The 23,603-nt window shown below is 68.3% G+C and carries 26 protein-coding genes; 14 read left to right on the top strand and 12 right to left on the bottom strand.

What is annotated here, in order from left to right; genetic code table 11:
- Positions 1 to 207: 207 nt before the first annotated feature.
- From ADBZ6K_RS18760 to ADBZ6K_RS18750, 3 genes are read right to left on the bottom strand one after another with little or no spacing between them, the layout of a single operon-like run.
- Positions 208 to 471 carry a MoaD/ThiS family protein gene (locus ADBZ6K_RS18760; RefSeq protein WP_526349496.1) on the bottom strand — a complete coding sequence of 88 codons (264 nt, stop codon included), beginning with the start codon at positions 469 to 471 and terminating at the stop codon, positions 208 to 210.
- Between the two features lie 34 nt (positions 472 to 505).
- A complete protein-coding gene (moaA, locus tag ADBZ6K_RS18755; RefSeq protein WP_526349404.1) occupies positions 506 to 1,573 on the bottom strand; it encodes a GTP 3',8-cyclase MoaA in 1,068 nt (355 codons plus the stop codon).
- Positions 1,574 to 1,601: 28 nt separating this feature from the next.
- The gene (locus tag ADBZ6K_RS18750) at positions 1,602 to 2,006 is read right to left on the bottom strand and encodes a YccF domain-containing protein (RefSeq protein ID WP_526349402.1); all 405 of its coding nucleotides are present in this window, start codon (positions 2,004 to 2,006) and stop codon (positions 1,602 to 1,604) included.
- Between the two features lie 198 nt (positions 2,007 to 2,204).
- On the opposite strand from ADBZ6K_RS18750, the gene ADBZ6K_RS18745 reads away from it, so the two are divergent.
- Both ADBZ6K_RS18745 and ADBZ6K_RS18740 read left to right on the top strand, forming a co-directional pair.
- Positions 2,205 to 2,618 carry a cold-shock protein gene (locus tag ADBZ6K_RS18745; RefSeq protein ID WP_526349400.1) on the top strand — a complete coding sequence of 138 codons (414 nt, stop codon included), beginning with the start codon at positions 2,205 to 2,207 and terminating at the stop codon, positions 2,616 to 2,618.
- A gap of 88 nt (positions 2,619 to 2,706) precedes the next feature.
- Positions 2,707 to 3,714 (top strand): glutathione S-transferase family protein, encoded by a 1,008-nt coding sequence (locus tag ADBZ6K_RS18740; RefSeq protein WP_526349398.1) that lies wholly within the window; start codon positions 2,707 to 2,709, stop codon positions 3,712 to 3,714.
- A gap of 15 nt (positions 3,715 to 3,729) precedes the next feature.
- Here the strand turns inward: ADBZ6K_RS18740 and ADBZ6K_RS18735 are convergent, their stop codons facing one another.
- Together ADBZ6K_RS18735 and ADBZ6K_RS18730 are read right to left on the bottom strand one after the other, a co-directional pair.
- Positions 3,730 to 4,218 carry a DUF2771 family protein gene (locus ADBZ6K_RS18735; RefSeq protein ID WP_526349396.1) on the bottom strand — a complete coding sequence of 163 codons (489 nt, stop codon included), beginning with the start codon at positions 4,216 to 4,218 and terminating at the stop codon, positions 3,730 to 3,732.
- Complete coding sequence (locus ADBZ6K_RS18730; RefSeq protein ID WP_526349494.1) at positions 4,215 to 5,894, bottom strand: MFS transporter; 1,680 nt, start codon at positions 5,892 to 5,894, stop codon at positions 4,215 to 4,217. The genes ADBZ6K_RS18735 and ADBZ6K_RS18730 overlap by 4 nt, the downstream gene beginning before the upstream one ends.
- Before the next feature lie 492 nt (positions 5,895 to 6,386).
- Between ADBZ6K_RS18730 and ADBZ6K_RS18725 the strand changes: the two genes are divergently transcribed.
- A complete protein-coding gene (locus ADBZ6K_RS18725; protein ID WP_526349492.1) occupies positions 6,387 to 7,109 on the top strand; it encodes a DUF3027 domain-containing protein in 723 nt (240 codons plus the stop codon).
- Positions 7,110 to 7,121: 12 nt separating this feature from the next.
- Here ADBZ6K_RS18725 and ADBZ6K_RS18720 read toward each other — a convergent pair whose 3' ends face one another.
- Complete coding sequence (locus ADBZ6K_RS18720; RefSeq protein ID WP_526349394.1) at positions 7,122 to 7,388, bottom strand: DUF2530 domain-containing protein; 267 nt, start codon at positions 7,386 to 7,388, stop codon at positions 7,122 to 7,124.
- A 98-nt stretch (positions 7,389 to 7,486) separates the two neighbouring features.
- Between ADBZ6K_RS18720 and ADBZ6K_RS18715 the strand changes: the two genes are divergently transcribed.
- Together ADBZ6K_RS18715 and ADBZ6K_RS18710 are read left to right on the top strand one after the other, a co-directional pair.
- Positions 7,487 to 8,308, top strand: coding sequence for a TrmH family RNA methyltransferase (locus tag ADBZ6K_RS18715; RefSeq protein ID WP_526349391.1), 822 nt, complete (start codon positions 7,487 to 7,489; stop codon positions 8,306 to 8,308).
- Positions 8,305 to 8,580 (top strand): DUF2537 domain-containing protein, encoded by a 276-nt coding sequence (locus tag ADBZ6K_RS18710; protein WP_526349389.1) that lies wholly within the window; start codon positions 8,305 to 8,307, stop codon positions 8,578 to 8,580. The genes ADBZ6K_RS18715 and ADBZ6K_RS18710 overlap by 4 nt, the downstream gene beginning before the upstream one ends.
- A 25-nt stretch (positions 8,581 to 8,605) precedes the next feature.
- On the opposite strand, the gene sepH is transcribed toward ADBZ6K_RS18710, so the two are convergent.
- The 3 genes from sepH to map all read right to left on the bottom strand — a co-directional run bounded on the left by sepH (position 8,606) and on the right by map (position 11,506).
- Complete coding sequence (gene sepH / locus ADBZ6K_RS18705) at positions 8,606 to 9,475, bottom strand: septation protein SepH (RefSeq protein WP_526349387.1); 870 nt, start codon at positions 9,473 to 9,475, stop codon at positions 8,606 to 8,608.
- Positions 9,476 to 9,591: 116 nt separating this feature from the next.
- Positions 9,592 to 10,704 (bottom strand): phosphoserine transaminase, encoded by a 1,113-nt coding sequence (gene serC / locus ADBZ6K_RS18700; protein ID WP_526349385.1) that lies wholly within the window; start codon positions 10,702 to 10,704, stop codon positions 9,592 to 9,594.
- Between the two features lie 34 nt (positions 10,705 to 10,738).
- Positions 10,739 to 11,506 (bottom strand): type I methionyl aminopeptidase, encoded by a 768-nt coding sequence (gene map / locus ADBZ6K_RS18695; protein WP_526349383.1) that lies wholly within the window; start codon positions 11,504 to 11,506, stop codon positions 10,739 to 10,741.
- Between the two features lie 206 nt (positions 11,507 to 11,712).
- Here map and ADBZ6K_RS18690 point away from each other — a divergent pair, with 206 nt between their 5' ends.
- Together ADBZ6K_RS18690 and ADBZ6K_RS18685 are read left to right on the top strand one after the other, a co-directional pair.
- Positions 11,713 to 12,729, top strand: coding sequence for a diiron oxygenase (locus ADBZ6K_RS18690; RefSeq protein ID WP_526349381.1), 1,017 nt, complete (start codon positions 11,713 to 11,715; stop codon positions 12,727 to 12,729).
- 19 nt (positions 12,730 to 12,748) lie between these two features.
- Complete coding sequence (locus ADBZ6K_RS18685; protein ID WP_526349379.1) at positions 12,749 to 14,443, top strand: FAD-dependent oxidoreductase; 1,695 nt, start codon at positions 12,749 to 12,751, stop codon at positions 14,441 to 14,443.
- On the opposite strand, the gene ADBZ6K_RS18680 is transcribed toward ADBZ6K_RS18685, so the two are convergent.
- The 3 genes from ADBZ6K_RS18680 to ADBZ6K_RS18670 all read right to left on the bottom strand — a co-directional run bounded on the left by ADBZ6K_RS18680 (position 14,440) and on the right by ADBZ6K_RS18670 (position 16,802).
- On the bottom strand, positions 14,440 to 14,922 hold the full coding sequence (locus ADBZ6K_RS18680) for a VOC family protein (RefSeq protein ID WP_526349377.1): 483 nt from the start codon (positions 14,920 to 14,922) through the stop codon (positions 14,440 to 14,442). The two genes, ADBZ6K_RS18685 and ADBZ6K_RS18680, sit on opposite strands and share 4 nt — an antisense overlap.
- 147 nt (positions 14,923 to 15,069) lie before the next feature.
- The gene (locus tag ADBZ6K_RS18675; RefSeq protein ID WP_526349375.1) at positions 15,070 to 15,687 is read right to left on the bottom strand and encodes a maleylpyruvate isomerase N-terminal domain-containing protein; all 618 of its coding nucleotides are present in this window, start codon (positions 15,685 to 15,687) and stop codon (positions 15,070 to 15,072) included.
- Complete coding sequence (locus ADBZ6K_RS18670) at positions 15,684 to 16,802, bottom strand: citrate synthase (RefSeq protein WP_526349373.1); 1,119 nt, start codon at positions 16,800 to 16,802, stop codon at positions 15,684 to 15,686. Before ADBZ6K_RS18670 ends, ADBZ6K_RS18675 begins: the two co-directional genes overlap by 4 nt.
- A 218-nt stretch (positions 16,803 to 17,020) precedes the next feature.
- Here ADBZ6K_RS18670 and pdxH point away from each other — a divergent pair, with 218 nt between their 5' ends.
- From pdxH to ADBZ6K_RS18635, 7 genes are all read left to right on the top strand, one after another.
- Entirely contained in the window at positions 17,021 to 17,674 is a 654-nt protein-coding gene (gene pdxH, locus ADBZ6K_RS18665; protein ID WP_526349490.1) for a pyridoxamine 5'-phosphate oxidase, read from the top strand.
- A 2-nt stretch (positions 17,675 to 17,676) separates the two neighbouring features.
- On the top strand, positions 17,677 to 18,981 hold the full coding sequence (locus tag ADBZ6K_RS18660; protein ID WP_526349371.1) for an MFS transporter: 1,305 nt from the start codon (positions 17,677 to 17,679) through the stop codon (positions 18,979 to 18,981).
- 70 nt (positions 18,982 to 19,051) lie between these two features.
- Complete coding sequence (locus ADBZ6K_RS18655; RefSeq protein WP_526349369.1) at positions 19,052 to 19,699, top strand: TetR family transcriptional regulator; 648 nt, start codon at positions 19,052 to 19,054, stop codon at positions 19,697 to 19,699.
- A 90-nt stretch (positions 19,700 to 19,789) separates the two neighbouring features.
- The gene (locus ADBZ6K_RS18650; protein ID WP_526349367.1) at positions 19,790 to 21,094 is read left to right on the top strand and encodes a citrate synthase; all 1,305 of its coding nucleotides are present in this window, start codon (positions 19,790 to 19,792) and stop codon (positions 21,092 to 21,094) included.
- Positions 21,095 to 21,160: 66 nt separating this feature from the next.
- Positions 21,161 to 22,615 carry a DHA2 family efflux MFS transporter permease subunit gene (locus ADBZ6K_RS18645; RefSeq protein ID WP_526349365.1) on the top strand — a complete coding sequence of 485 codons (1,455 nt, stop codon included), beginning with the start codon at positions 21,161 to 21,163 and terminating at the stop codon, positions 22,613 to 22,615.
- The gene (locus ADBZ6K_RS18640; RefSeq protein ID WP_526349363.1) at positions 22,605 to 23,030 is read left to right on the top strand and encodes a MarR family winged helix-turn-helix transcriptional regulator; all 426 of its coding nucleotides are present in this window, start codon (positions 22,605 to 22,607) and stop codon (positions 23,028 to 23,030) included. The genes ADBZ6K_RS18645 and ADBZ6K_RS18640 overlap by 11 nt, the downstream gene beginning before the upstream one ends.
- Entirely contained in the window at positions 23,027 to 23,599 is a 573-nt protein-coding gene (locus tag ADBZ6K_RS18635; protein WP_526349361.1) for a hypothetical protein, read from the top strand. Before ADBZ6K_RS18640 ends, ADBZ6K_RS18635 begins: the two co-directional genes overlap by 4 nt.
- The last annotated feature ends 4 nt before the right edge of the window (positions 23,600 to 23,603 follow it).

Raw genomic sequence — 23,603 nt, 5'->3', positions numbered from 1 at the left:
CAACCGATTAGGGTCGATTGGCCTGGGACAGAACGGTAACGGGTCGTCGTGGTCCCGTCACTTTTGACGCGAGCCGCGATTCGCCCCGCGGCAAATCTTAATAAATTTCTAAAGACCCAGGATTGTGCGAAGATCCTGCAGGTTAACGACGGTCGCCACCGTCTCGTAGCCAGCTTGTGACCGTTTCGTTATGTGATGTAAATCACGTTATCCGCCCGCAAATGGGGGAAGAACATCGACCACGAGCGGCGTATCCAGCCGCATCCCGCGATCGCGCACCGCGACGCCGTCGCACAGATATGAGCACCGGGCCAAGACACGCGCCAGTTCGGGATTTCGTTCACCGAGACGGGTGACGAGTTCGTCGATCGTCGACCCCGCGGGCACGCTCACGGTTTCGACGTCGGCGCCCGCGGCCGCCCGGGCCGCCGCGAAGTAGCGGACCGTCAGCGCGACGGGGGACCCGCCGATCCGGGCCCCGGTTGCATGCGCCGAGACCGACACGTCAGCCACCGATCGCGCTCATCGGACGGTCCGGTTGCACGAAATCCGGGTCGTTGATGCCGTGGCCCGCGGCCTTGGACCACATCGCGGCCCGCCACGCCGCCTCGAGCGCGTCGTCGTCCGCCCCGCTGCGCATCAGCCGCCGCAGGTCGGTCTCGTCGCGTGCGAACAGGCAGTTGCGGATCTGTCCGTCGGCCGTCAGCCGCGTGCGGTCACATGCGGCGCAGAACGCGCGCGACACGGAGGCGATGATCCCGACGGAGCCGAGCACCCCCGACGGGCCGTGCACCTGCCAGAGCTGCGCCGGTGCGGAGCCGCGCGGGGCGGGGTCGGGCCGCAGGTCGAAATGACGACACAGGGTGTCGAACACGGCGTCGGCGCCGATGGCCTCGTCACGCCGCCAACGGTGACCGGCGTCGAGCGGCATCTGCTCGATGATCCGCAGCTGATATCCGTGCTCCAGGCAGAACTGCAACAGTGACACCGCGTCGTCGAGCCCGGTCACCGGGTCGAGCACGGCATTCACCTTGACCGGGGCCAGGCCCGCAGAGTGCGCGGCCGCCAGCCCCGCCAGCACATCGGTCAGCCGGTCACGTCGGGTGATGCGGGCGAAGTGCGCGGCGTCGACGGTGTCCAGGGACACGTTCACGCGGTCGAGGCCGGCCGCCTTCAGTGCGGTCGCGCGGCGGGCAAGCCCGACTCCATTGGTGGTCAACGCGATCTCCGGCCGCGGCTGCAGGGCCGCGGCAGCGGCGATCACATCTTCGAGGTGCCGCACCACCAGCGGTTCACCGCCGGTGAAGCGGATGCTCGTGATGCCCAGCCTGCCGACGGCGATGCCCATCAGACGGGCGAGCTCCTCAGGGCTCAGCAGCTGGCCAGCGGGCAGCCAGTCGAGTCCTTCGGCGGGCATGCAGTAGGTACAGCGCAGGTTGCATCGGTCGGTCAGCGAAACCCGCAGATCGGTCGCGACCCTGCCGAAGGTGTCCACCAGGGGGCCGTCGGTGGGGACATCGGCCGGGGTCTCCGATCGCCTCAGCGTCGGCACACCCAGTGCGGTGACGGTCATCTCGGCTCCTCGAGCACGCGCTCGTATGTCATGTGGCGGCCCGCGCCGGGCTTCTCGCCTCATCGACGGGGACGATCTCTTTGCCCAGCGGCATCAACGAGACCGGGATCATCTTCAGATCGGCCAGCGCCAGGGGGATGCCGATGATCGTGATCGCCATCGCCACTGCGCTCACCAAGTGGCCGATGGCAAGCCAGATGCCGAACAGCACGATCCAGATGACGTTGCCGATCAGGGCGCCGGGGCGCGGCCCGGGCTTGGCGACGATCGTGCGGCCGAACGGCCACAGCGCATAAGCGGCGATCCGGAACGCGGCAAAGCCGAACGGGATGGTGACAATGAGGATGAAGCAGATCGCCGAGGCCAGCAGGTAACCGAGAGCCAGCCACAGACCGCCGAAGATCAGCCAGATGATGTTCAGGATCAGGCGCATCTCTCCTCCAATGGTGTATCCAGTCTACCGAGTCCGCCGTGCCCCAAACCCGCTGGCCGGTAACACCGGTATTCGCCGCCACGACGGCCGAGTAGGATTCAGCGCAACGCGTCCTGCGGCGAGCGGGACGCTTTCTCTATGTTTCTTATGTTCCATACAGTTCCATACGTTGAGTGCGAGACGAGCAGGTGAGGACGAGTGCCGACCGGCAGGGTTAAGTGGTACGACGCCGAGAAGGGCTTCGGGTTTCTGTCCCAGGAGGACGGCGAGGACGTCTACGTCCGTTCTTCGGCATTGCCGCAGGGTGTCGAGGGCCTGAAGGCGGGTCAGCGGGTCGAGTTCGGAGTCGCGGCCGGCCGCCGCGGCCCACAGGCGTTGAGCCTCAAGCTCATCGACCCGCCGCCGAGCCTGAGCAAGACCCGCAGGGAGTCGGCGCCACCGCCCGAGCATCGACACACCCCTGACGAGCTGCACGGCATGGTCGAGGACATGATCACCTTGCTCGAAGGGGCGGTGCAGCCGGAGCTGCGCAAGGGCCGCTACCCCGACCGCAAGGTAGCCCGGCGGGTGTCCGAGGTGGTCCGGGCCGTCGCACGCGAACTCGACGCGTGACCCCGCCGTCGGGTGTGAAGTCAGGGCGAGATCGCGCCGATTTCGTCGCGCTGACTTCACATTCGGCGAAAAGGGGCATGCTGATGGCGTGGGTGCCTATGTCGCCAGCGGTGGCGAGTTCAACCGCGATACCAACTACATCAACACCCGGATCACCCAGGACGGTCGTGACGGGTATCCGGTGGAGCCGGGGCGCTACCGGCTGATCGTCGCGCGGGCCTGTCCGTGGGCCAACCGGGCGATCATCGTGCGCCGGCTGCTCGGCCTCGAGGATGCGCTGTCGATCGGATTCTGTGGTCCCACCCACGACGAACGCAGCTGGACCTTCGACCTCGACCCCGGTGGTGTCGACCCGGTGCTGAAGATCCCCCGGCTGCAGGACGCGTACTTCGCCCGGATCCCCGACTACCCCAAGGGCATCACCGTGCCCGCCATCGTCGAGGTCGCGACCGGTCAGGTGGTGACCAACGATTTCGCTCAGCTGACGCTGGACTTCTCCACCGAGTGGACGGACTACCACCGCGACGGCGCCCCTCAGCTATACCCGGAACCCCTGCGCGCCGAGATCGATCAGGTGGCCAAACGGATCTACACCGAGATCAACAACGGCGTGTACCGGTGCGGCTTCGCTGGTTCACAGGGTGCCTACGACGCCGCGTACGACCGGTTGTTCACCGCGCTGGACTGGGTCAGCGATCGGCTGTCCACCCAGCGCTACCTGGTGGGTGACACCATCACCGAGGCAGACGTCCGGCTGTTCACCACGCTCGCCCGGTTCGATCCCGTCTACCACGGGCATTTCAAGTGCAACCGGGCCAAGCTCGCCGAGATGCCGGTGTTATGGGCCTACGCCCGCGACCTGTTCCAGACGCCGGGATTCGGCGACACCACGGACTTCGTCCAGATCAAGCAGCACTATTACATCGTGCACGCCGACATCAACCCGACGCGCATCGTGCCCGCGGGCCCCGAGCTGTCCGGCTGGCTCACCCCGCACGGCCGGGAGGCGTTGGGCGGCAGGCCATTCGGTGACGGCACCGCCCCGGGGCCGACCCGTGACGGAGAGCGGGTGCCGGCTGGCCACGGTGCCGGTTAGGGCCGGCTTGGGCCGTCATGGCCAGACCGGTCGCACCGACCACTCCGCGTGCGGTATCGGGAACTCGTTGCCCGTCTCATCGCGGGCCAGGGTCGGAAGCTGCACGACGATGTTGGTCAGCTTGCCGCGCAGCGGGTCCACGGTCGGGATGGTCAGGGCGAGCCTGCTATCCGGCCGGAACTCCTCGACCAGGGATGGCAAACCATCCTCGTATTGGCGCTGCAGCACCCACGGTGCGCGCGCGATCGCGGGCGGGATCGACAGCTGGATGGGGTGGCGCGCGTCCACCTTCAGCTCGCCGACGGTCTGGGGGACGCGGCAGTCGTTGAGGTCGAGCACCTCGCAGTAGAAGTAGGGGCCGACCCGAACGAGGTTGCCCGACGAATACGCGCTGATCTCCGGCAGCTTCGGCTCGTGGCCGCGGGTCAGCAGCCAGATCGCCACTCCCGACGCCGACACCGCCAGCAGTACGACGGCGGCCAGCGCCGCCACGACACGCTTCACTCCTGCACCGCCCTGGCGGGATCGGTTTGGTCGCCGGTTTGGACGCCCTCGCGCTCGGCGACCACGGGACGGTTTCCGCCGAAGCCGGGGATGAGGGAGTCCCCGTGGTGGCTGACCGCCGTCTGGGCCAGGCCGAGAATCAGCATCGCGCTGATCGCAGTGAATCCCACCCACAGGTCGGTGTAGATCAGCACGCCGGTCGCGCCGCCGGCCACCCAGGCCAGCTGAAGCAGCGACTCCGATCGCCCGAACGCGGACGCGCGCGACGCCTCCGGCAGGTCGTCCTGCAGCGACGCGTCCAGTGATGCCTTGGCAATCGCGCTCGCCCCCGAGGTGACCAGTGTCGCGAACGCCGCCACCAGCAGATTCCCGGTGACGGCCGTGGCCACGGCGACGCCGGTGACGGCGACCGCGGCGCGCACCACGAGTTGCGCGGGGTGCCCGAGCTTCAGACGCGCGGCCGTGAAGTTTCCGGCGAAGTTGCCGATCGCCGCCGCCAGCCCGATCAGACCCAGGATGCGCAGCTGCTCCCAACCCGACGCGTCATGCGACTTGGCCACGAATGCCGGATAGAGGAAGAGGAAACCCACCATCACCTTTACCGTGCAGTTGCCCCACAGCGCGGTGATGATGTTGCGGCCCATGGGCTGTTTGGCGGCCCGCTTCGGCGCACGGCGGGTCATCCCGTCCCGCGCACGCGAGGAGCGAAACGACGCCCGCGCACGCGAGGAGCGAAACGACGCCGGCGCACGCGAGGAGCGAAACGACGCCGGCGCGCCCGGCCCGCCGTGGTAGCTCAGGGTTGTGGGCACCTCACCCTCGGTGACCTCGACCCACTTCGGGATGTGCATCGACAGCGCAGCACCGGCGATCGTAAACGCGACGATCACGTACAGCGCCCCCGGCAGTTGCAGCATGTTGAACAGGTATTCCGAGCCCGCGGCGATGGCACCTCCGACCATGGTCCCGCCGAGCAAGCCGAACGTCGTCAGCCGCGAGTTCACCCGCACCAGGTCGATCGTCGGGGGCAGCACACGCGGGGTGACCGCGCTGCGCAGCACGCTGAAGGACTTGGACAACACCATCATTCCCAGCGCGCACGGGTAGAGAATCCAGGACGGAAAGCTGCCCGTTGCGCCGTCGTAGTTGGCGATCAGCACCACGACGAGCACGGTGCGCAGCAGAAACGACATCGCCAGCGCGAGGCGACGGCCGTGTTGCAGGCGGTCCAGCGCCGGGCCGATCAACGGTGCGATGACCGCGAACGGTGCGATCGTGATCAGCAGGTAGAGCGCCACCCGGCTCTTGCTTTCACCGGTGGCCGCCGCGAAGAACAACGTGTTGGCCAGCGCGACCGCCATGGCGGCGTCGACGGCGAAGTTCGCGACGACGGGCCAGGTCAGTGCCGTCAGCCCCGACTTGTCCGCCCCGTCGGCGGTGGCCGCACGGTGCACGAGACCGTACATCCGCGATCCCATTTCGCGGCTGCGGTATGCGGCGGCCCTGGTGACCGTGATCTTCTCGGCCGATGGCCCACCGGTGCCGGGGGCCCGATTCGACCCGTGGCTGCGGGTGGGTTCGTCGTCTCCGAGTGGTGGCAGCCAGCGGTTGGAACTCGCCATGCCGGAGCGTCGCGGGCGGCGGTAGCTCTCCCCGTCGCTGGGGTAGTTGGCCATGCCCGGATGCTCGTCGGCGGGATTCGCCGGTGGGCGCGGCGGGTAATAGCGGTCGTCGCGGCGTCCGGTCGGGTCGCTGCGCGGCCCGGGCCTGCCCCCCCGTTCGCCTCGATCCTGCCCGCCGCCGGTCACTCAACGATTGTCCCTTATCGCGCCGACTGCGCTCGGCAGGGCAACCTCGCCGTTGCGGGTGTGCGGCGCGTCGGGCCGTGTCGACCATCCGGTGTGGCCTCCGCCGGGTGGCCTCAGGCAATATTGGTAGCGATGGACAGCGTGACCGAATCTGCCGACAGGGAACCGGACCTCGGCGTCGCCGACACGGAACCAGATGTGGGCACCGCCGACACGGGACCGGATGTCGGCGTCGCCGACGTCGTTGCGGACGCCGGCGATGCTGTCGACGACGCCCCGGCCGGTCCCAACGACTCCCCGGTCGACGAAACGCCGGTCGACGAAACGCCGCAGGATGAGGTTCCCGCCTGGACCGCCGACATCGAGGCGCTGCTGACGGGCGGGTCCGAGCAGGCGCGCGCGGCGCTGGTCGAATTCGGCGGCGAAGCCGCAGTGGGGGAGTACCTGGGCGCCTCGCTCGAGGATCAGACGTCTGCGACGCACCGGTTCCTGGCCAATCTCCCGGGCTACCGGGGTTGGCAATGGGCCGTCGTGGTGGCCGCGTATCCCGGCGCCGACCACGTCACGATCAGCGAGGTGGTGCTCGTGCCGGGGCCGACGGCTCTGCTCGCCCCGCAGTGGGTGCCCTGGCAGGACCGCGTCCGCCCCGGTGACCTGGGACCCGGCGACCTTCTGGCGCCGCCCACCGATGATCCGCGGCTGGTCCCCGGTTTCGTCGCCACCGGTGATCCGCAGATCGACGACACCGCGCTGGAGCTGGGGTTGGGTCGTCGGCAGGTGCTCAGCCAGTGGGGCCGCATGGACGCCGCGCAGCGCTGGCACGACGGCGAGTACGGCCCGGGATCGGCGATGGCGCGGTCGACGCGCCGGATATGCCGCGACTGCGGGTTCTATGTTTCGCTCGGCGGGGCGCTTGGCCTGATGTTCGGCGTGTGTGCGAACGAAATGGCCGCCGACGGTCATGTCGTCGACGCCGAGTACGGCTGCGGTGCGCATTCCGACACCCCGCGTCCCGCGGGTTCCGGTTCACCGCTGTACGAGCCGTATGACGACGGCGTGCTGGACCTGACCGAGCAGACCTAGCGGCAGCGCGGGTCAGGTCAGCCCGCGCTGGGCTCCCCGGGCGCCGCGGCGCACCGCGCGCCGCTGCGACAAGAAAATCGACGTGCCAAGAACTCCGACCGCCACACCCGCAACCGCAACCGGGCGCACCTGGTGCAGCGCCGGCACGGCGAACGCCAGGATGACCGCGATCAGCCAGCCGGCGGCCACCACTGTGATCACCGGCCACGGCTCGAGCAGGATCGCGGGCAGTGCCGGCGGTTGCGGGGTCTCGGCGGCCGGGTGGGGTTCGGCGGGCATCGATGATCAACCTAACCCACGGTGCGCGGCGACCGCCGGTGTGCGAGCGCTGGCTACCATTCGCTTACCATTCGCGGTGTGACCGAGCCCGACGCCGCGTGAACGCCGCCCCGGTCATCGATGTCGACGACCCGGGCGATCCCCGCCTCGACGACTTCCGCGATCTCAACAGCGTGGACCGCCGACCCGATCTGCCCAGCGGCAAGGGCCTGGTGATCGCGGAGGGCGTGTTGGTGGTTCAGCGCATGCTGGCGTCGCGGTTTCGGCCGCGGGCGCTGCTCGGCACCGACCGGCGCCGCAACGAGCTCGCCGGGGATCTGGACGGTACCGACGCACCGTATTACCGGGTGGCCGCCGACGTGATGGCGGACGTCGTCGGGTTCCACCTCAACCGCGGCGTGCTGGCATCGGCATCCCGCCCGCCCGAACCGTCGGTGACGCAGGTGATCGACGGTGCCACGACCATCGCGGTGCTCGAAGGGGTCAATGACCACGAGAACCTGGGATCGATCTTCCGCAACGCCGCCGGTCTCGGCGTCGACGGCGTGGTGTTCGGTGCGGGCTGCGCCGATCCCTTGTACCGCCGTGCCGTTCGGGTCTCGATGGGGCATGCGCTGCTGGTGCCCTATGCGCGGGCGACGGCCTGGCCGGCCGATCTTGATCTATTGTGCGACAACGGTTTTCGATTGCTAGCGATGACCCCCGACCCGGCGGCGCGCCCCCTGCCCGCTGCCATGACCGACCTCGGCGCGCAGAAGGTGGCGATCATGGTCGGCGCCGAGGGGCCCGGCCTCACCGACCGGGCCATGCGGGCCAGCGACGTGCGGGTGCGCATCCCGATGTCGCGGGGGACCGACTCGCTCAACGTCGCGACCGCCGCCGCACTGGCCTTCTACGAACGGGCTAGATTGGCCCGGTGAGCGAGGATTCCACGCCGTGGGGGACGGGCTTGTCCGTCGCCGCGTTCGTGGCCGCGGTGACGGCCGCCGCGATCGTCGTACTCAGCCTCGGCCTTACCCGGGTCCATCCGCTGGTGGCGCTCGGATTGAACATGGTGGCGGTGGGCGGCCTGGCACCCACGGTGTGGGGATGGCGCAAACTCCCGGTATGGCGATGGTTCGTGCTTGGCGCGACCGTGGGCGTGGCCGCGGGCTGGCTGGCGATGCTGGCCTACGCGCTGCAGGCGCTCTGACGGCCGCCGCGGTCGGCCGTGCGTGTCAGCGCTGGCCGCTGGAGCGCACTCCGAGCAGGACGTCTTCCCACGCGGGGACCTGCGGCTTGCCCTTGCGGGCGCGTTGCGGTGTCTGCGATTCCGGCGACGCCGCGGCTACGGGTTCGGGTGCGGGCTCCGGAGCGGGCGCGGGTGCGGGGGCCGCAACGGGAATCGGCGCGGGAACGGGAGTCGGCGCGGGTGCCGGTGCAGGGGCCGCTACGCGCGTGGGCGCCGGGGTGGGGTCCCCGAAATCCAGCTGAGCGACGGGGGCCAGCGGCCGCAGCGGGCGTGAGAAGTTCGGATCGATCAGTTCGCTTGCCGAATCGTCGACCGCGGTCACGGTGCCGCCGTGGGCGCCCGGCTTGAAGCGGAAGTGCGCAACGTTGTCGGACCGCCCGGCCTTCCATGCCATCTGCACCGTCCATCGGCCGTCCTCGTTGCGCCAGGCGTCCCAGCTGGTGGCGTCGGGATCCAGACCGCGGGCCACCAGCGCGGTGATCACCGTCTCCAGAAGCGTCAGCACCGACGGCCCATCGGCCAGCACGGGGTGTGCGGCGGTGGCCAGCTCCGCCGCGCGCACACGTTCCAGCAGGACAGGGTTGGCGAATCGCTGCACCCGTGCGATGTCGACTCCGGCCGCCGCGGCGACCTGCTCGACCGAGGCGCCGGCGCGGATCTTGGCTTGAATCTCCTTGGGACGCAGCACAGTTGTGACCTCGACATCGATTTGGGTTTGGTTCGACATGACCTTGTCGCCGCGCACAGCTGCCCGCAACCGGTCGTCGACGCGCAGCACGAACTTCTCGTCAGACTCGCTCTCGCAGATGATGCGTTTGCCGTCGACGTCGAGTCCGACCACCTTCAGTTCGCGCATGCCGACCTCCTCCGGCTTCGGCCCCGGCGTCAAGCCGCGGGCCTGCCTAAGCAGGTCACCCTACTGTGTTATCTCGTCGTTACCGCGCTGACACGCGGGTGCATGTCGGCCCGCTGTCAGAGCCGTTCGACGACCCAGTCGACACACTGCGTCAGCGCGCTCACGTCATCGGGATCGATGGCGGCGAACATCGCGATGCGCAGCTGATTGCGGCCGAGCTTGCGGTACGGCTCTGTGTCGACGATGCCGTTTGCGCGCAGGATCTTGGCGACGGCTGCGGCGTCGACGTCATCGGAGAAGTCGATGGTTCCGACCACCTGCGAGCGCAGCGCCGGGTCGGCGACGAAGGGCGTCGCGAACTTCGACTCCTCGGCCCACGAGTACAGCCGTTGCGACGAGTCGGCGGTGCGCTTGACCGCCCAGTCCAGTCCGCCGTTGGCCAGCATCCAGTCGAGTTGCTCGGCAAGCAGGATCAGCGTTCCGATCGCCGGGGTGTTGTAGGTCTGGTTCTTGACGCTGTTGTCGACGGCAATCGGCAGCGAAAGAAAGTCGGGGACCCACCGGCCGGATGCCGCGATCGACTCGATGCGGGCCAGCGCGGCGGGTGAGACGACGGCCAGCCACAGTCCGCCGTCGCCGGCGAAGTTCTTCTGCGGCGCGAAGTAGTAGGCGTCGACGTCGGTGACGTCGACGGGCAGCCCACCTGCGGCCGAGGTGGCATCGATGACGATCAGGGCGTTCCCCGATCCCGCCGGCCGCTGCACCGGTACCGCGACGCCCGTGGATGTCTCGTTGTGCGCCCACGCGATGACGTCGACGGAGGGGTCGGCCTGCGGCTCGGGTGCGCTGCCCGCGTCGGCCTTGATCACGATCGGATCCCCGACGAACGGGTTGTTGGCGACCGCCGTGGCGAATTTCGAGCTGAACTCGCCGTAGGTCAAGTGCAGCGACCGCTCGTCGATCAGGCCGAACGCGGCGGCGTCCCAGAACGCGGTCGAGCCACCGTTGCCGAGGATGACGTCGTAGCCGTCGGGAACGGAGAAGAGCTGCTTGACCCCATCGCGGACGCGGCCGACCAGGTTCTTGACCGGTGCCTGACGGTGCGACGTTCCGAACAGCTCACCGGCCGCTGCCAGGGCCTGCAGCTGCTCGGGCCGCACCTTCGACGGTCCGCAGCCGAAACGTCCGTCGCGCGGCTTGAGGTCTTCGGGGATGGTGAGTTCGGCCATGACTGCAAGCCTAGGAGCCGGGCCGGGGCGTCCGTTAACCGGTGGTCAGGATGCGGGCGCCCGCCGAGGTGACGGCGACGGTGTGCTCGCTGTGGGCGGCGCGGGCGCCGGTGGCCGTCCGCAGTGTCCAGCCATCCGGATCATGCCGGTAGTCGTGGGTGCCGTCGGCGATCAGCATGGGTTCGATGGCGATGACCAGTCCGGGACGTAACCGCATGCCCTTGCCCCGCCTGCCCTCGTTGGGCACGTGCGGCGCTTCGTGCATGGTGCGACCGATGCCGTGGCCGCCGTGGTCGGCGAGCAGGCCGAATCCGGCGCGGTGGGCGACCGAAGCGATGGCGTGTCCGATGTCGCCCAGCGTGTTACCCGGCCGCGCCGCGGCGATACCCGACGCCAGCGCGGCGTCGGTCGCTTCGATCAGCGCGGTGTCTTGACTGCGTGGCGTGCCGACGACGAAGCTGCGGGCCGCGTCGCCACACCAGCCCCGCAGCGTCGCCCCGAAGTCGATGGAGACCAGGTCCCCGTCGGCGAGCTCTCGATCGCCGGGGATGCCGTGCACGACCGCGTCGTTGACGCTGACGCACAGCACGGCGGGAAACGGGGTCGGCGCCCACGCCGGGTGGTAGTGCAGGAACGGCGAACTCGCTCCCTGCCGCGCCAACACATCGGCCGCCACCGCGTCGAGTTCGGCTGTCTTCATGCCCGGTCGCGCGTGTTCGGCCACGGCGCTCAGCGCCTCGGCGACCACCGCTCCCGCGGCAGCCATCGACTCGATCTCCGACGCGGACTTCAACTGCACCAACCGAACTCGCCCTCCGACCGGGCGCCGAGGCCCGCCACATCCACTGTCCGGTCACGCTACCCGAGCCGAGGCCGGTGGCGCAGCAGCATCCCGGCGCGGCGTCAGCAAACTCGAGATAGGGGTATGGACAGGTATGCGATACCTGCGGTACTGTGTACAACAAGCCTGCGAATGTAAACCTACGGGATCGCTTGGAGGTCCGGAGAATGGCTCGAACACGCATGGTCCGGCGCTGGCGTCGCAATATGGACGTGCTCGACGACGCCGAATACGTAGACACACTCGCCACCCTGTCCGAGGGGTCGGTACGGCGGAATTTCAACCCGTACACCGATATCGACTGGGACTCAGCGGAGTTTGCTGTTGTGGACGATGACGAGCGCTGGATCCTGCCGGGGTCGGATCCACTCGGTCGTCATCCGTGGTATCGGGCGCAACCGGTGGCGCGGCAGATCGAGATCGGGCGGTGGCGGCAGGCCAACGTCGCGAAGGTCGGCCTACAGTTCGAGATCATCCTGATCCGCGGTCTGACCAATTACGCCTTCTGGGTGCCCAACGGATCCCCCGAGTATCGGTACTGCCTGCACGAATCGGTCGAAGAATGCAACCACACCATGATGTTTCAGGAGATGGTCAACCGCATCGGCGCCGATGTGCCCGGCATGCCGCGCGTGTTGCGCTGGCTCTCGCCCTTCGTTCCGCTGGTGGCGGGCCCGCTGCCCATCCCGTTCTTCTTCGGCGTGTTGGCCGGCGAGGAGCCCATCGACCACACCCAGAAGAGCGTGCTGCGCGAAGGTAAGTCGTTGCATCCGATCATGGAGCGGGTGATGGCCATCCACGTTGCCGAGGAAGCCCGCCACATCTCGTTTGCCCATGAGTACCTGCGCAAGCGGCTGCCGCATCTGCCGGCGCGCAAGCGCCTCTGGCTGTCCTTGTTTGTGCCGCTGGTGATGCGGTTGCTGTGTCAGGCCATCATCGTGCCACCGCGCAGCTTCTGGAATGAGTTCGACATCCCGAGGTCGGTCAAGCGGGAGCTGTTCTTCCGCGCGCCGGAGTCCCGGCAAATGCTGAGCGATATGTTCGCCGACGTCCGGATGCTCTGCGACGAGACCGGACTGATGAACCGGGGCGCCAAGATGATGTGGCGGATCTGCAGGATCGACGGTCGACCCAGCCGATACCGCAGCGAACCCCAGCGTCAGCACATCGTCAGCGCGGCATAGGCGCGCGTCGGGATCGCACATGCCCCATGTGATCACCCAGTCGTGCTGTAGCGACGGGTCCTGCGTCTACGCCTGTCCGGTCAACTGCATCCATCCGTCACCCGACGAGCCGGGGTTCGCGACCGCGGAGATGCTGTACATCGATCCGGAGGCGTGCGTCGACTGCGGTGCGTGCGTCAGCGCATGTCCGGTCGGTGCCATCGCACCCGACACCCGGCTGACCCCCCAACAGCGGCCCTTCGCCGCGCTCAATGCGGCGTTCTACCCGGATCGGCCCGAGGGGCAGAAGCTGCCGCCGACCTCCAAGCTGGCGCCGGTCATCTCCGCACCCGTCGTGTATCCCCGCGGCGGCGGACCGCTGACGGTGGCGATCGTCGGCTCCGGCCCGGCGGCGATGTACGCCGCCGACGAACTGCTCACGCAGAGCGGCGTTCGGGTCAACGTGTTCGAGCGGCTGCCGGTGCCGTACGGGTTGGTCCGGGCCGGGGTGGCGCCCGATCATCCGAGTACCAAACGCGTGACGAAGCTGTTCGACACCGTGTCGCGGACCCGCGGATTCACCTTCTACCTCAACGTGGAGGTCGGGTCGGACCTCAGCCACGCCGACCTGCTTGCCCACCACCACGCGGTGCTGTACGCGGTCGGTGCACCCGACGACCGCAGGCTGGACATCGACGGCATGGGACTCCCCGGCACCGCCACGGCCACCGAGATCGTCGCCTGGATCAACAGTCATCCCGAATTCAGCGACCTCCGAGTCGATTTGGGCCACGAGCGGGTGGTGATCATCGGCAACGGCAACGTCGCGCTGGATGTGGCGCGGGTGCTGGCCACCGATCCGGGCACACTGGCACGCACCGACATCTCCGATCACGCGCTGGCGGCGCTGCGTCAATCGCGCGTGCGGGAGGTGGTGGTCGCGGCCCGCCGCGGGCCGGCGCAGTCGGCGTTCACCCTGCCCGAGCTGATCGGGCTGGCCTCGACGTGTGACGTCGTCATCGATTCCGCCGACAGGGATCTCGTCGAGCGCGATCTGGGCCAGGCGACCGGTCCGCTGACCCGCGACAAGCTACGGCTGCTGAGCACGCTTCCCGGAGCCGGGCACCCCGACCCGGTGGCGCGACCGCGCATCCGCCTCGCCTATCAGCTCACGCCCAGCCGGGTGATCGGCGACCCGCGTGCGGACGGCATCGAATTCACCGCGACAGGGACCGGCGAGGTCTGTCGCCTCGCCGCCGGCTTGGTGTTGACGTCAATCGGATACCGCGGCAAGCCAATTCGCGACCTACCGTTCGACGATGCGGCCGCGGTGGTGCCCAACGACGGAGGTCGCGTCATCGACCCTGGGTCCGGCGCTGCGGTGCGGGGCACCTATGTCGCCGGGTGGATCAAGCGCGGACCGACCGGCTTCATCGGTACCAACAAGTCCTGCGCCGCACAGACCGTGCAACGGCTCGTCGCCGATTACAACGACGGTCGGCTGACCGACCCTGGCGGAACCGCCGGCGCACTGGACCGGCTGGTGCGCCGACGGAAGCCAGACATGGTGGACGCCGAAGGGTGGCGGCGTATCGACCGGGCCGAAGTCGCCCGAGGGGCCGTCGACGGCCGTCCGCGCGTCAAATTCACGGCCGTCGACGACATGCTGGCCGAGGCGGCGCACACCCCGTCGGCGTCGGATCGGCTACGGCGCGTGCTGGTCGGGCGCCGCTAGCTGGTGGTCGCCGCCGAATCGCTACACCACTCCTGCCGGTTGATCACCTGGTCGATCTCCTCCTGCGAGACCTCGCGGACCGGCTGTCCCAAGGACCACAGGTGTCCGAACGGATCGCGCACCACACCGTAGCGGTCCCCCCAGAACTGATCCTCGAGGGCCGCGACGACGGTCGCCCCCGCGTCGACGGCCTTCTGGAACTTCGCGTCGACGTCGCTGACCTGCAGATGGATGGTGACGGGTGTGCCGCCCAGCGCCGTCGGGGTCATGGATTTTCCGTCGGTCATCTCGGGGAAGTCGTCGTTGAGCATCACCATCGACCCGTTGATGCTCAGTGCGGCGTGGAAGAGCCTGCCGTCGGGTCCTGGCACACGGCCGAGTTCGGCGGCGTCGAATGCCTTGACATAGAAGTCGATGGCCGCCGTGGCGTCGCCGACGGTCAGATGCGGTGCTACGAAAGGCTGCACTTCGGGTGCCATATGAGCTCCTTGCGTGTTGGAGTGGGTGAGTTGCCCGGCGGGCACGCAGGTACAGACCGCGCGTCCGCGCCAACTTCATCGGACGTCACCGATGCAACCACGGGCCACCGACAGATCCGGATTAGACGACTGCTTTAGACGATTGCTTTAGACGACGGAGAAGCCCTCGGGCAGGGCGGTGCGCCCGGTCAGGGCAAGCAGCACTCTTTCGCCGTCGCCCAGCGTCACGGCGATCCCGGCGGCCAGCGTGGCCGCGTCGCGCAGAACGCCGACCGGCAGGCCGAACGCCACGCCGCAGGATCTGGCGATGTCCAGGCTGTGCACCGCGAGTTCGAACGTACGGGTCGGCAGGTAGGAGCTGAGCCGGATGCCCCGGCCGCCGATCACTTCGATCAGGGGGTCTTCGTGTCCGGCGAGATCCTCGATGACCCGCTCGAGGAGGCCGTCGACGGCCGCCGCGGGGTCGTCACCGAGGTCGCGTCCGGCCTGTCTGCCCCGCTCGACGATCGCGGCCCCGCCGAGGGTCGACGCGAGCGTGCGGGCGTAGGCGTAATAGTCCTGCGGGCTCGCGATGTCCTCCCGCGCTGCGGGGTGCTGCAGGTAGGTGATCACCGTGGTCAGCGACCGCGAGGCGTGTCCGACCAGGGATCGCAAATCCCAGTCGCCGAGGCCGGGACCGTCCCATGCCGAATCGGGAAGCGCGTCCACCAGCCCCACGAACGCTGTGGCCGCGGAGACGAAGGTGTCGGCCGCGCCTGCGGTCACGGCTTGACGATCTGATCCCAACCCTCGACGGCCTCCGGACTGCGCGGGTCGGGACCGACGTACACCGCCGCGGGCCGGACCAGTTTGCCGAGCTTCTTCTGCTCCAGAATATGTGCGCACCACCCGGCCGTGCGGGCGCATGTGAACATCGCGGGCATCATCGACCCGGGTACGCGGGCGAAATCGAGGATGACCGCGGCCCAGAACTCGACGTTGGTTTCGATTGCACGGTCGGGGCGGCGCTCCCGCAACTCGGTCAGCGCGGCCTGCTCCAGGGCCGCCGCCACCTCGTAGCGCGGGGCCTCGAGTCGCTTGGCGGTGGCCCGCAGCACCCGAGCCCTGGGATCCTCGGCCCGGTACACCCGATGCCCGAAGCCCATCAGCTTCTCTTTGCGGTCGAGGATGCCTTTGATGACCTTGGTCGGGTCGCCGGACTTCTCCGCTTCGTCGATCATCGGGATCACGCGCGCGGGCGCGCCGCCGTGCAGCGGACCGCTCATCGCGCCGATGGCACCCGACAGCGACGCCGCGACGTCGGCGCCCGTAGACGCGATCACCCGCGCCGTGAAGGTCGACGCATTCATGCCGTGTTCAGCGGCTGACACCCAGTAGGCGTCAATCGCCTCGATGTGTTTCGGATCCGGTTCACCCTGCCAGCGGGTCATGAAACGCGCTGTGACCGTGGGACATTCGTCGATCTTGCGCTGTGGAACCGCGGGCTGGTAGATGCCGCGGGCGGACTGGGCGACATAGGAGAGCGCCATCACCGACGCCCGGGCCAACTGGTCGCGCGCGGTGTCGTCCTCGATGTCCAGCAGCGGCTGATAGCCCCAGATCGGCGCGAGCATGGCAAGGCCGGCCTGGACGTCGACGCGGACGTCTCCGCTGTGGATCGGCAGCGGGAAGGGCTCGGCGGGCGGCAGTCCGCGGCCGAAGCGTCCGTCGACCAACAGGCCCCACACATCGCCGAACGTGACCTGCTGATTGACCAGGTCCTCGATGTCCACTCCGCGATACCGCAGCTGCCCGCCATCCTTGTCGGGCTCGGCGATCTCGGTCGAGAACGCCACGACGCCCGCAAGTCCAGGGGCGAAATCCTTCGGTACCTCAGTCATGGGCCGATTCTTACATTCCTCTCAGCAGACTTCGCTACCGATAAGTAACAAGTCGGCCATCTCACACTCCGCGCCTCCGCGGCCAGGTGGGGGCGCGTGCGGGTGACGCGCGTACCGTTGGCTCGGTGGCGGAGGACCCGGCAGAGGATTCGCGAGAGGACTTAGTCGAGGACGTCGAGGACGTCGAGGACGTCGACGACGACGTGCGGTTGGCGGCGATGCGGGTCGAGTACGGCCCCGAGAAGGACGGCAGTCCGGACCTGGACGCCGACTGGCTGGGCGACGATCCCGCGACCGGCTGGCTCAGCCTGCTGCGCGCGTGGCTCGCCGACGCGGAGCGGGCGGGGGTCGCCGAGCCGAATGCGATGGTCCTCGGCACGGTCGACCAGCGGGGATGGCCGGTGACCAGGACCGTGTTGTGCAAGAGCATGGACTCGACGGGCATCACCTTCTTCACCAACTACGACTCCGCCAAAGGGGACCAGCTCGCCACCACCCCCCACGCATCGGCGACGTTCCCGTGGTTCCTGCTCGGCAGGCAGGTGCACATCCGGGGGCCGGTGACCAAGGTGTCCGCCGAGGACACCGCGGCGTACTGGGCCATGCGGCCCCGCGGATCCCAGCTGGGCGCCTGGGCGTCGGCGCAGTCGAGGCCGATCGCGTCTCGGGCCGCGCTGCTGGACCAGCTGGCCGACGTTACGGAGCGCTTCGCCCAGTTGGATGCGGTGCCGGTTCCACCCAACTGGGGCGGATACCTGATCGGGGCGGACGTCGTCGAGTTCTGGCAGGGCCGCGAAAGCCGGGTCCACAACCGGATCCGGGTGACGCCCAGATCGGCGTCCGGCCCCGTGGTCGAGCGCCTCCAACCCTGAGCGTGTCGGACGGTACCGCCCGCGGCAGGCGGGCGAGCTTCTTCGCCGACACCACGCCACTTCGCACACCGGACTTCCGGCGGCTGTGGCTGGCCGGCATCGTCACCGTCATCGGTGCCAACCTCACGGTGTTCGCCGTTCCGGTACAGCTGTACGCGCTCACCCAGAACTCGGTCTACGTCGGCCTGTCCGGAATGTTCGCGCTGGTCCCGCTGGTGATCTTCGGGCTGTGGGGCGGTGCCTGGGCCGATGCGATGGATCGGCGGCTGCTGCTGATCGTCGCGTCCTGCGGGTTGGCGCTGGCGTCGGTGCTGCTGTGGGTGCAGGCCGCGCTGGCGCTGAACAACGTGTGGGTGGTGCTGTGTCTGTTGTCGGTCCAGCAGGCGTTCTTCGCGATCAACCAACCCACCCGGTCGGCGGCGATACCGCGCATGCTGCCCGGCGATCAGCTGCCCGCCGCCAACGCGCTGAACATGACGGTCATGCAGTTCGGCGCGATCGTCGGCCCGCTGCTGGCCGGGTTGCTGCTGAACTGGGTCGATCTGCCGACGCTCTACCTCATCGACGCCATCACCTGCCTGGCGGCGGTCTGGGCGACGTTCCGGTTGACGCCCATGCCGTCGACGAGCACCGAGGAAGGCTCGTCGCGGTGGGGGTTCGCCGCGGTGCTCGACGGGCTGCGCTATCTGGCAGGCAACCAGGTGGTGCTGATGTCCTTCGTGGTCGACCTGATCGCGATGATCCTCGGGATGCCGCGTGCGCTGTTCCCGCAGATGGCGCACGAGAGCTTCGGCGGTCCCGTGGCGGGGGGCACCACGATGGCGCTGCTGGCCGCGGCGATGTCGGTCGGGGCCGTCGCGGGAGGTGTGTTCTCCGGCTGGTTGCCCAGGGTCAGCCGCCAGGGGCTGGCGGTGGTGATCGCGATCATCGTGTGGGGTGTGGCGATGGCCGGGTTCGGCGTGGCTGCGGGCATGGCCCACGGCAGCGCGGGTCTGCTGTTGTGGATAGCGCTGGCGTGCTTGGCGATCGGCGGTGCGGCCGACATGGTGTCCGCGGCGTTCCGGTCGACGATCCTGCAGCAGGCCGCCTCCGACGAGTTGAGAGGCAGGCTGCAGGGCGTGTTCATCGTGGTCGTCGCGGGCGGGCCGCGGGTGGCCGACACCCTGCACGGCGCCGCGGCTGCGGCGGTCGGCACCACTGTTGCCGCCGCTGGGGGCGGTCTGCTCGTGGTGGTCGGTGTCGTCCTCGCAGCGGTGGCGGTCCCGGCCTTCGTGCGTTATCGCGTGTCTGAAGGAGACAAAGTGTGATGCCCGGCACATGGCACGTTCAGTCAGGTTGCGATCCGCAGTCCGCCGGGTTCGGGCTACGATCGGTGCCGTGGTCAACGCCGACAGGGGATCAGCCGTCGGCCTGCGTGAGCGAAAGAAGCAGCGAACCCGCGCCACGCTGATCGACGCGGCCGTCGAACTGTGCAATCGCCAGGGATACGAACGCACCACCGTCGACCAGATCGCCGCCGTCGCCGACGTCTCGCCCCGCACCTTCAGCCGATACTTCGCCACCAAGGACGCCGTGGTACTGGCGTTCATCGATGAAGTCGAGGAACTGATCGCCCTCGAGCTGGCCAGCCAGCCCCCGGATATCAGCCACGTGGAGGCGCTGTACCGGTCCAACGTCGCCGTGTGCCTGCGCGCCAAATCCGCCCCGGAGGACGGGCTGACCGCCGAGCGGCTGCTGGCGTCGACGCGCATCCTGGCGTCATCGCCCGCACTGATGCTTGCGGCCTCGGACTATCCCACCGGCGCCATCAACTCCGCCCTCGCCGCTCGAATGGGCGTCAGCGGTGACGATCTGCGGCTGAGGCTCGTCGGGGCGGTGTGGTCCTCGATCGTGATGACCGCACTGGCCGGCTTCGGCGCGACGACCGATTGGGAAGCCGTCACGATCGACGAGATCGTGGCGCGGGTCGAAGCCATGTACCGCGAGTTCGTCGTGGTTTCGGGCAACGCGGCTCAGCCAGTCTGACCTGATTCCGCCCCAGCCGGGCGCTGTGAACCCGATGGGACTACCTTTTGTAGGCAGAGTTGATTCCCACCAGCGACGAAGGGATTCCCTGTGGCCGAAAGCTCGACCAGCGACGACAAAGCCAGCCTCACCTACCCTGGGGGCGAGGTTGATCTGAGCATTGTGAGGGCGTCGGAGGGATCCGACGGAATCGCCTTGGGCTCGTTGCTGGCCAAGACCGGGTACACCACCTTCGACGAGGGCTTCGTCAACACCGCATCGACCAAGAGCGCCATCACCTACATCGACGGCGACGCCGGGATCCTGCGCTATCGCGGCTATCCCATCGAGCAGCTGGCCGAGAAGTCGTCGTTCCTCGAGGTCAGCTACCTGTTGATCTACGGTGAGCTGCCCACCGAGGAGCAGTTGGCGAAGTTCACCACCCAGATCCAGCGGCACACCCTGCTGCACGAGGACCTGAAACGGTTCTTCGACGGGTTCCCGCGCAACGCCCACCCGATGCCGGTGCTATCCAGTGCGGCCAACGCCCTTTCGGCCTATTACCAGGATTCGCTCGACCCGTTCGACGACAACCAGGTGGAGTTGTCCACCATCCGCCTGCTGGCCAAACTGCCCACCATCGCGGCCTATGCCTACAAGAAGTCCGTCGGTCAGCCCTTCCTCTATCCCGACAACTCGCTGACGCTCGTCGAGAACTTCCTGCGCATGACGTTTGGTTTCCCGGCCGAACCCTACGAGGTGGATCCCGAGCTCGTGCGCGCCCTCGACATGCTGTTCATCCTGCATGCCGACCATGAACAGAACTGTTCGACGTCGACGGTCCGGCTGGTCGGCTCGTCGCAGGCCAACCTGTTCACCTCGATTTCGGGCGGCATCAACGCGCTGTGGGGTCCGCTGCACGGCGGGGCGAACCAGGCGGTGCTGGAGATGCTGGACAAGATCCGTGCCAGCGGCGGCGACGTGAAGGAGTTCGTCCGCAAGGTCAAGGACCGCGAGGACGGCGTGAAGCTGATGGGCTTCGGCCATCGCGTGTACAAGAACTACGATCCTCGCGCCAGGATCGTCAAGGAGCAGGCCGACAAGATCCTCGGCAAGATCGGCGGCGACGACGAGCTGCTGGCCATCGCCAAGGCGCTCGAGGAGATCGCGCTGACGGACAGCTTCTTCGTGGAGCGGAAGCTGTACCCCAACGTCGACTACTACACCGGCGTGATCTACCGCGCGATGGGCTTCCCGACTCGCATGTTCACCGTGCTGTTCGCCCTCGGCCGGCTGCCCGGCTGGATCGCGCACTGGCGTGAGATGCACGACGACGGCAGCGGGCGGATCGGGCGGCCACGCCAGATCTACACCGGATACACCGAACGCGACTACATCGACGTCGACGGACGGTGATCGCAGGGAGTCAGCGGATCTGATAGGGCTCTTGCGCAAAGACAGTTGTAGTTTCACAATAGTTGTGTGAATGAAACTGTCGGCGCGCTGAGCGCGCGGCGCAAGGCCATCATCTTGATGTCCTGCTGCCTCAGCCTGCTGATCGCGTCGATGGACGCCACAATCGTCAACGTCGCGATCCCCAGCATTCGAACCGAACTCGCCGCCTCACCGACCCAGCTGCAATGGGTCGTCGACGTGTACACCCTTGTGCTGGCCTCGCTGCTGCTGTTGAGCGGGGCCTCCGGCGACCGGTTCGGGCGCAGGCGGGTCTTCCAGGCCGGGCTTGTCGTATTCGCGGTCGGATCGCTGATCTGCAGCGTGGCCCCGACCATCGAGGCCCTCATCGGGGCGCGCTTCCTGCAGGCGATCGGGGGCTCGATGCTCAACCCCGTCGCGATGTCGATCGTCACGCAGGTCTTCACCGGCCGGGTCGAGCGGGCCCGCGCGATCGGCATCTGGGGCAGCGTCGTCGGCATCGCGATGGTGTTGGGTCCGATAGCAGGCGGATTGCTCATCGAACTCGTCGGGTGGCGCGCGGTGTTCTGGATCAACCTGCCGATCTGCGCGCTGGCGATCCTGCTGACGGCGATCTTCGTCCCGGAGTCCAAGTCGGCGACGATGCGCGATGTCGACCCGATCGGCCAGGCGCTGGCCGTCGCGTTCCTGTTCGGCGTCGTATTCGTGCTCATCGAAGGCCCCGGGATGGGCTGGACGGACATCCGTACCGTCGGCATCATCGTCGCCATCGTGCTGGCGTTCGCGGCATTCCTGCGCTATGAGGCGCGCCGCCGGGACCCGTTCATCGACCTGCGCTTCTTCCGCAGCCTCCCGTTCGCGTCGGCAACGGTGATCGCGATCTGCGCATTCGCCGCCTATGGCGCGTTCCTGTTCATGATGTCGGTGTACCTGCAGGGCGAACGGCACTTGTCGGCCGTTCAGACCGGGCTGGTGTTCATGCCCATCGCCGTTGGGGCGCTGATCTTCTCGCCGCTGTCGGGTCGTCTGGTCGGCCGGTTCGGTGGCCGCCCGTCCCTGGTGTCGGCGGGCATCCTGCTGACCGCGGCCGCCGTGCTGCTCACCCGCCTGACCGACACCACACCGGTCTGGCAACTGCTGATCGTCTTCGGCGTGTTCGGCATCGGATTCAGCCTGGTCAATGCCCCGATCACGACGGCGGCCGTCAGCGGCATGCCAACCGACCGGGCCGGTGCCGCGTCGGCGGTCGCCTCGACGAGCAGGCAGGTGGGCGTGAGCATCGGTGTGGCGCTGTGCGGTTCGCTCGGCGGCGCCGCGCTGTTGACGGCGGGCGCCGATTTCGCCGTTGCCTCCCGGCCGTTGTGGCTGGTCTGCGCCGGTCTGGGGCTGGTGGTCTTTACGCTGGGCATCGTGTCGACGTCATCGCGCGCGCTGCGGTCTGCCGACCGGCTCGCCCCGCTGGTAGCGGGTTCCCGCAGGCTGGAGGCCGCCCATGCCCGATGACGAGCTGGCCGCCGACGTCTGGCAGGTGATGGCCGCATTGGTCATCGACAACCGCGACGGCTGGAAGCGTGCGGTCGTCGAGCGGACGGGGATGCCGTTCAGCCGGGTTCGCATCCTGATGCGGCTCGCCCGCCATCCGATGACGGTGAAGCAGATCGCGCATGCGGCGACCATCGATGCACCGGCGGCGACGGTGGCCGTCAATGACCTGGAGGACCGCGGGCTGGTCGTGCGGTGCGTCGACCCGGCGAACCGGCGCTGCAAAACGGTGTCACTGACCGACGCGGGCCACGAGATGGTGAGCGCGATCCGCGCGGTGCGCGACCCTGCCCCCGAACCCCTGGCGTCGCTGCCCACCGACGAACTGCGCAGCCTGCAGGCGATCCTGGCCAAGGTGGCGGCGTACCAGCCATGACCAGCGCCGCCTTCCGGATCGTCGTGGGCGCGGCCGCCATCGGTTTCTCGGCGTTGTATGTGCTCTCCGACGTCATGGAACTGATGGTGGGCGGGTTGTTCACTTCGCAGCTGTTCGTCACCTACGTCGCCGAGGTCGCCATCCCCTTTTTCGTGCTCGGCCTGAGCGCCGTCCAACAACCTCGCGGCGGCTGGCTCAGCACGGTCGGTGCGCTGCTGTACGGGATTGCGTTCGTGGGGTTTTCGGCGACGGTGCTCTACCCGCTGGTGACCGGGATCAGGGATGCCGACACGGTCTTCGACGATTTCGGTGCGATCTACGGTGTACATGCGGGGCTGGCACTGGTCGGCGGCGTCGCGTTCGGGATCTCGGTGATCCGCGCCGGGGTCTTTCCCCGGTGGACGGGCTTCGCCCTGACTGCGGGACTGCTGCTGACCGCCGTCCTGGTGCTGCTCGGGCTTTCCGAGAGCACGCAGACCACGGGCACCGCCGTGCGCAGCCTGGCCTTCGCCGGAATGGGCGCAGCGTGTCTGAGGCTGCGCACCCCGGATCGCGACATCACCGTATGAGCCG

This window comes from Mycobacterium sp., from assembly GCF_044223235.1.
Taxonomy (GTDB): domain Bacteria; phylum Actinomycetota; class Actinomycetes; order Mycobacteriales; family Mycobacteriaceae; genus Mycobacterium.
This window is presented reverse-complemented; position numbering and strand designations above follow the sequence as displayed.

Bases quoted from the DNA above. Each gene is read 5' to 3' on its own strand.
- moaA (WP_526349404.1), bottom strand. From the start codon at position 1,573: ATGACCGTCACCGCACTGGGTGTGCCGACGCTGAGGCGATCGGAGACC.
- ADBZ6K_RS18750 (WP_526349402.1), bottom strand. From the start codon at position 2,006: ATGCGCCTGATCCTGAACATCATCTGGCTGATCTTCGGCGGTCTGTGG.
- ADBZ6K_RS18730 (WP_526349494.1), bottom strand. From the start codon at position 5,894: ATGGCCAACTACCCCAGCGACGGGGAGAGCTACCGCCGCCCGCGACGC.
- ADBZ6K_RS18720 (WP_526349394.1), bottom strand. From the start codon at position 7,388: ATGCCCGCCGAACCCCACCCGGCCGCCGAGACCCCGCAACCGCCGGCA.
- sepH (WP_526349387.1), bottom strand. From the start codon at position 9,475: ATGCGCGAACTGAAGGTGGTCGGACTCGACGTCGACGGCAAACGCATC.
- serC (WP_526349385.1), bottom strand. From the start codon at position 10,704: ATGGCCGAACTCACCATCCCCGAAGACCTCAAGCCGCGCGACGGACGT.
- ADBZ6K_RS18690 (WP_526349381.1), top strand. From the start codon at position 11,713: ATGGCTCGAACACGCATGGTCCGGCGCTGGCGTCGCAATATGGACGTG.
- ADBZ6K_RS18685 (WP_526349379.1), top strand. From the start codon at position 12,749: ATGCCCCATGTGATCACCCAGTCGTGCTGTAGCGACGGGTCCTGCGTC.
- ADBZ6K_RS18680 (WP_526349377.1), bottom strand. From the start codon at position 14,922: ATGGCACCCGAAGTGCAGCCTTTCGTAGCACCGCATCTGACCGTCGGC.
- ADBZ6K_RS18670 (WP_526349373.1), bottom strand. From the start codon at position 16,802: ATGACTGAGGTACCGAAGGATTTCGCCCCTGGACTTGCGGGCGTCGTG.
- pdxH (WP_526349490.1), top strand. From the start codon at position 17,021: ATGCGGGTCGAGTACGGCCCCGAGAAGGACGGCAGTCCGGACCTGGAC.
- ADBZ6K_RS18640 (WP_526349363.1), top strand. From the start codon at position 22,605: ATGCCCGATGACGAGCTGGCCGCCGACGTCTGGCAGGTGATGGCCGCA.
- ADBZ6K_RS18635 (WP_526349361.1), top strand. From the start codon at position 23,027: ATGACCAGCGCCGCCTTCCGGATCGTCGTGGGCGCGGCCGCCATCGGT.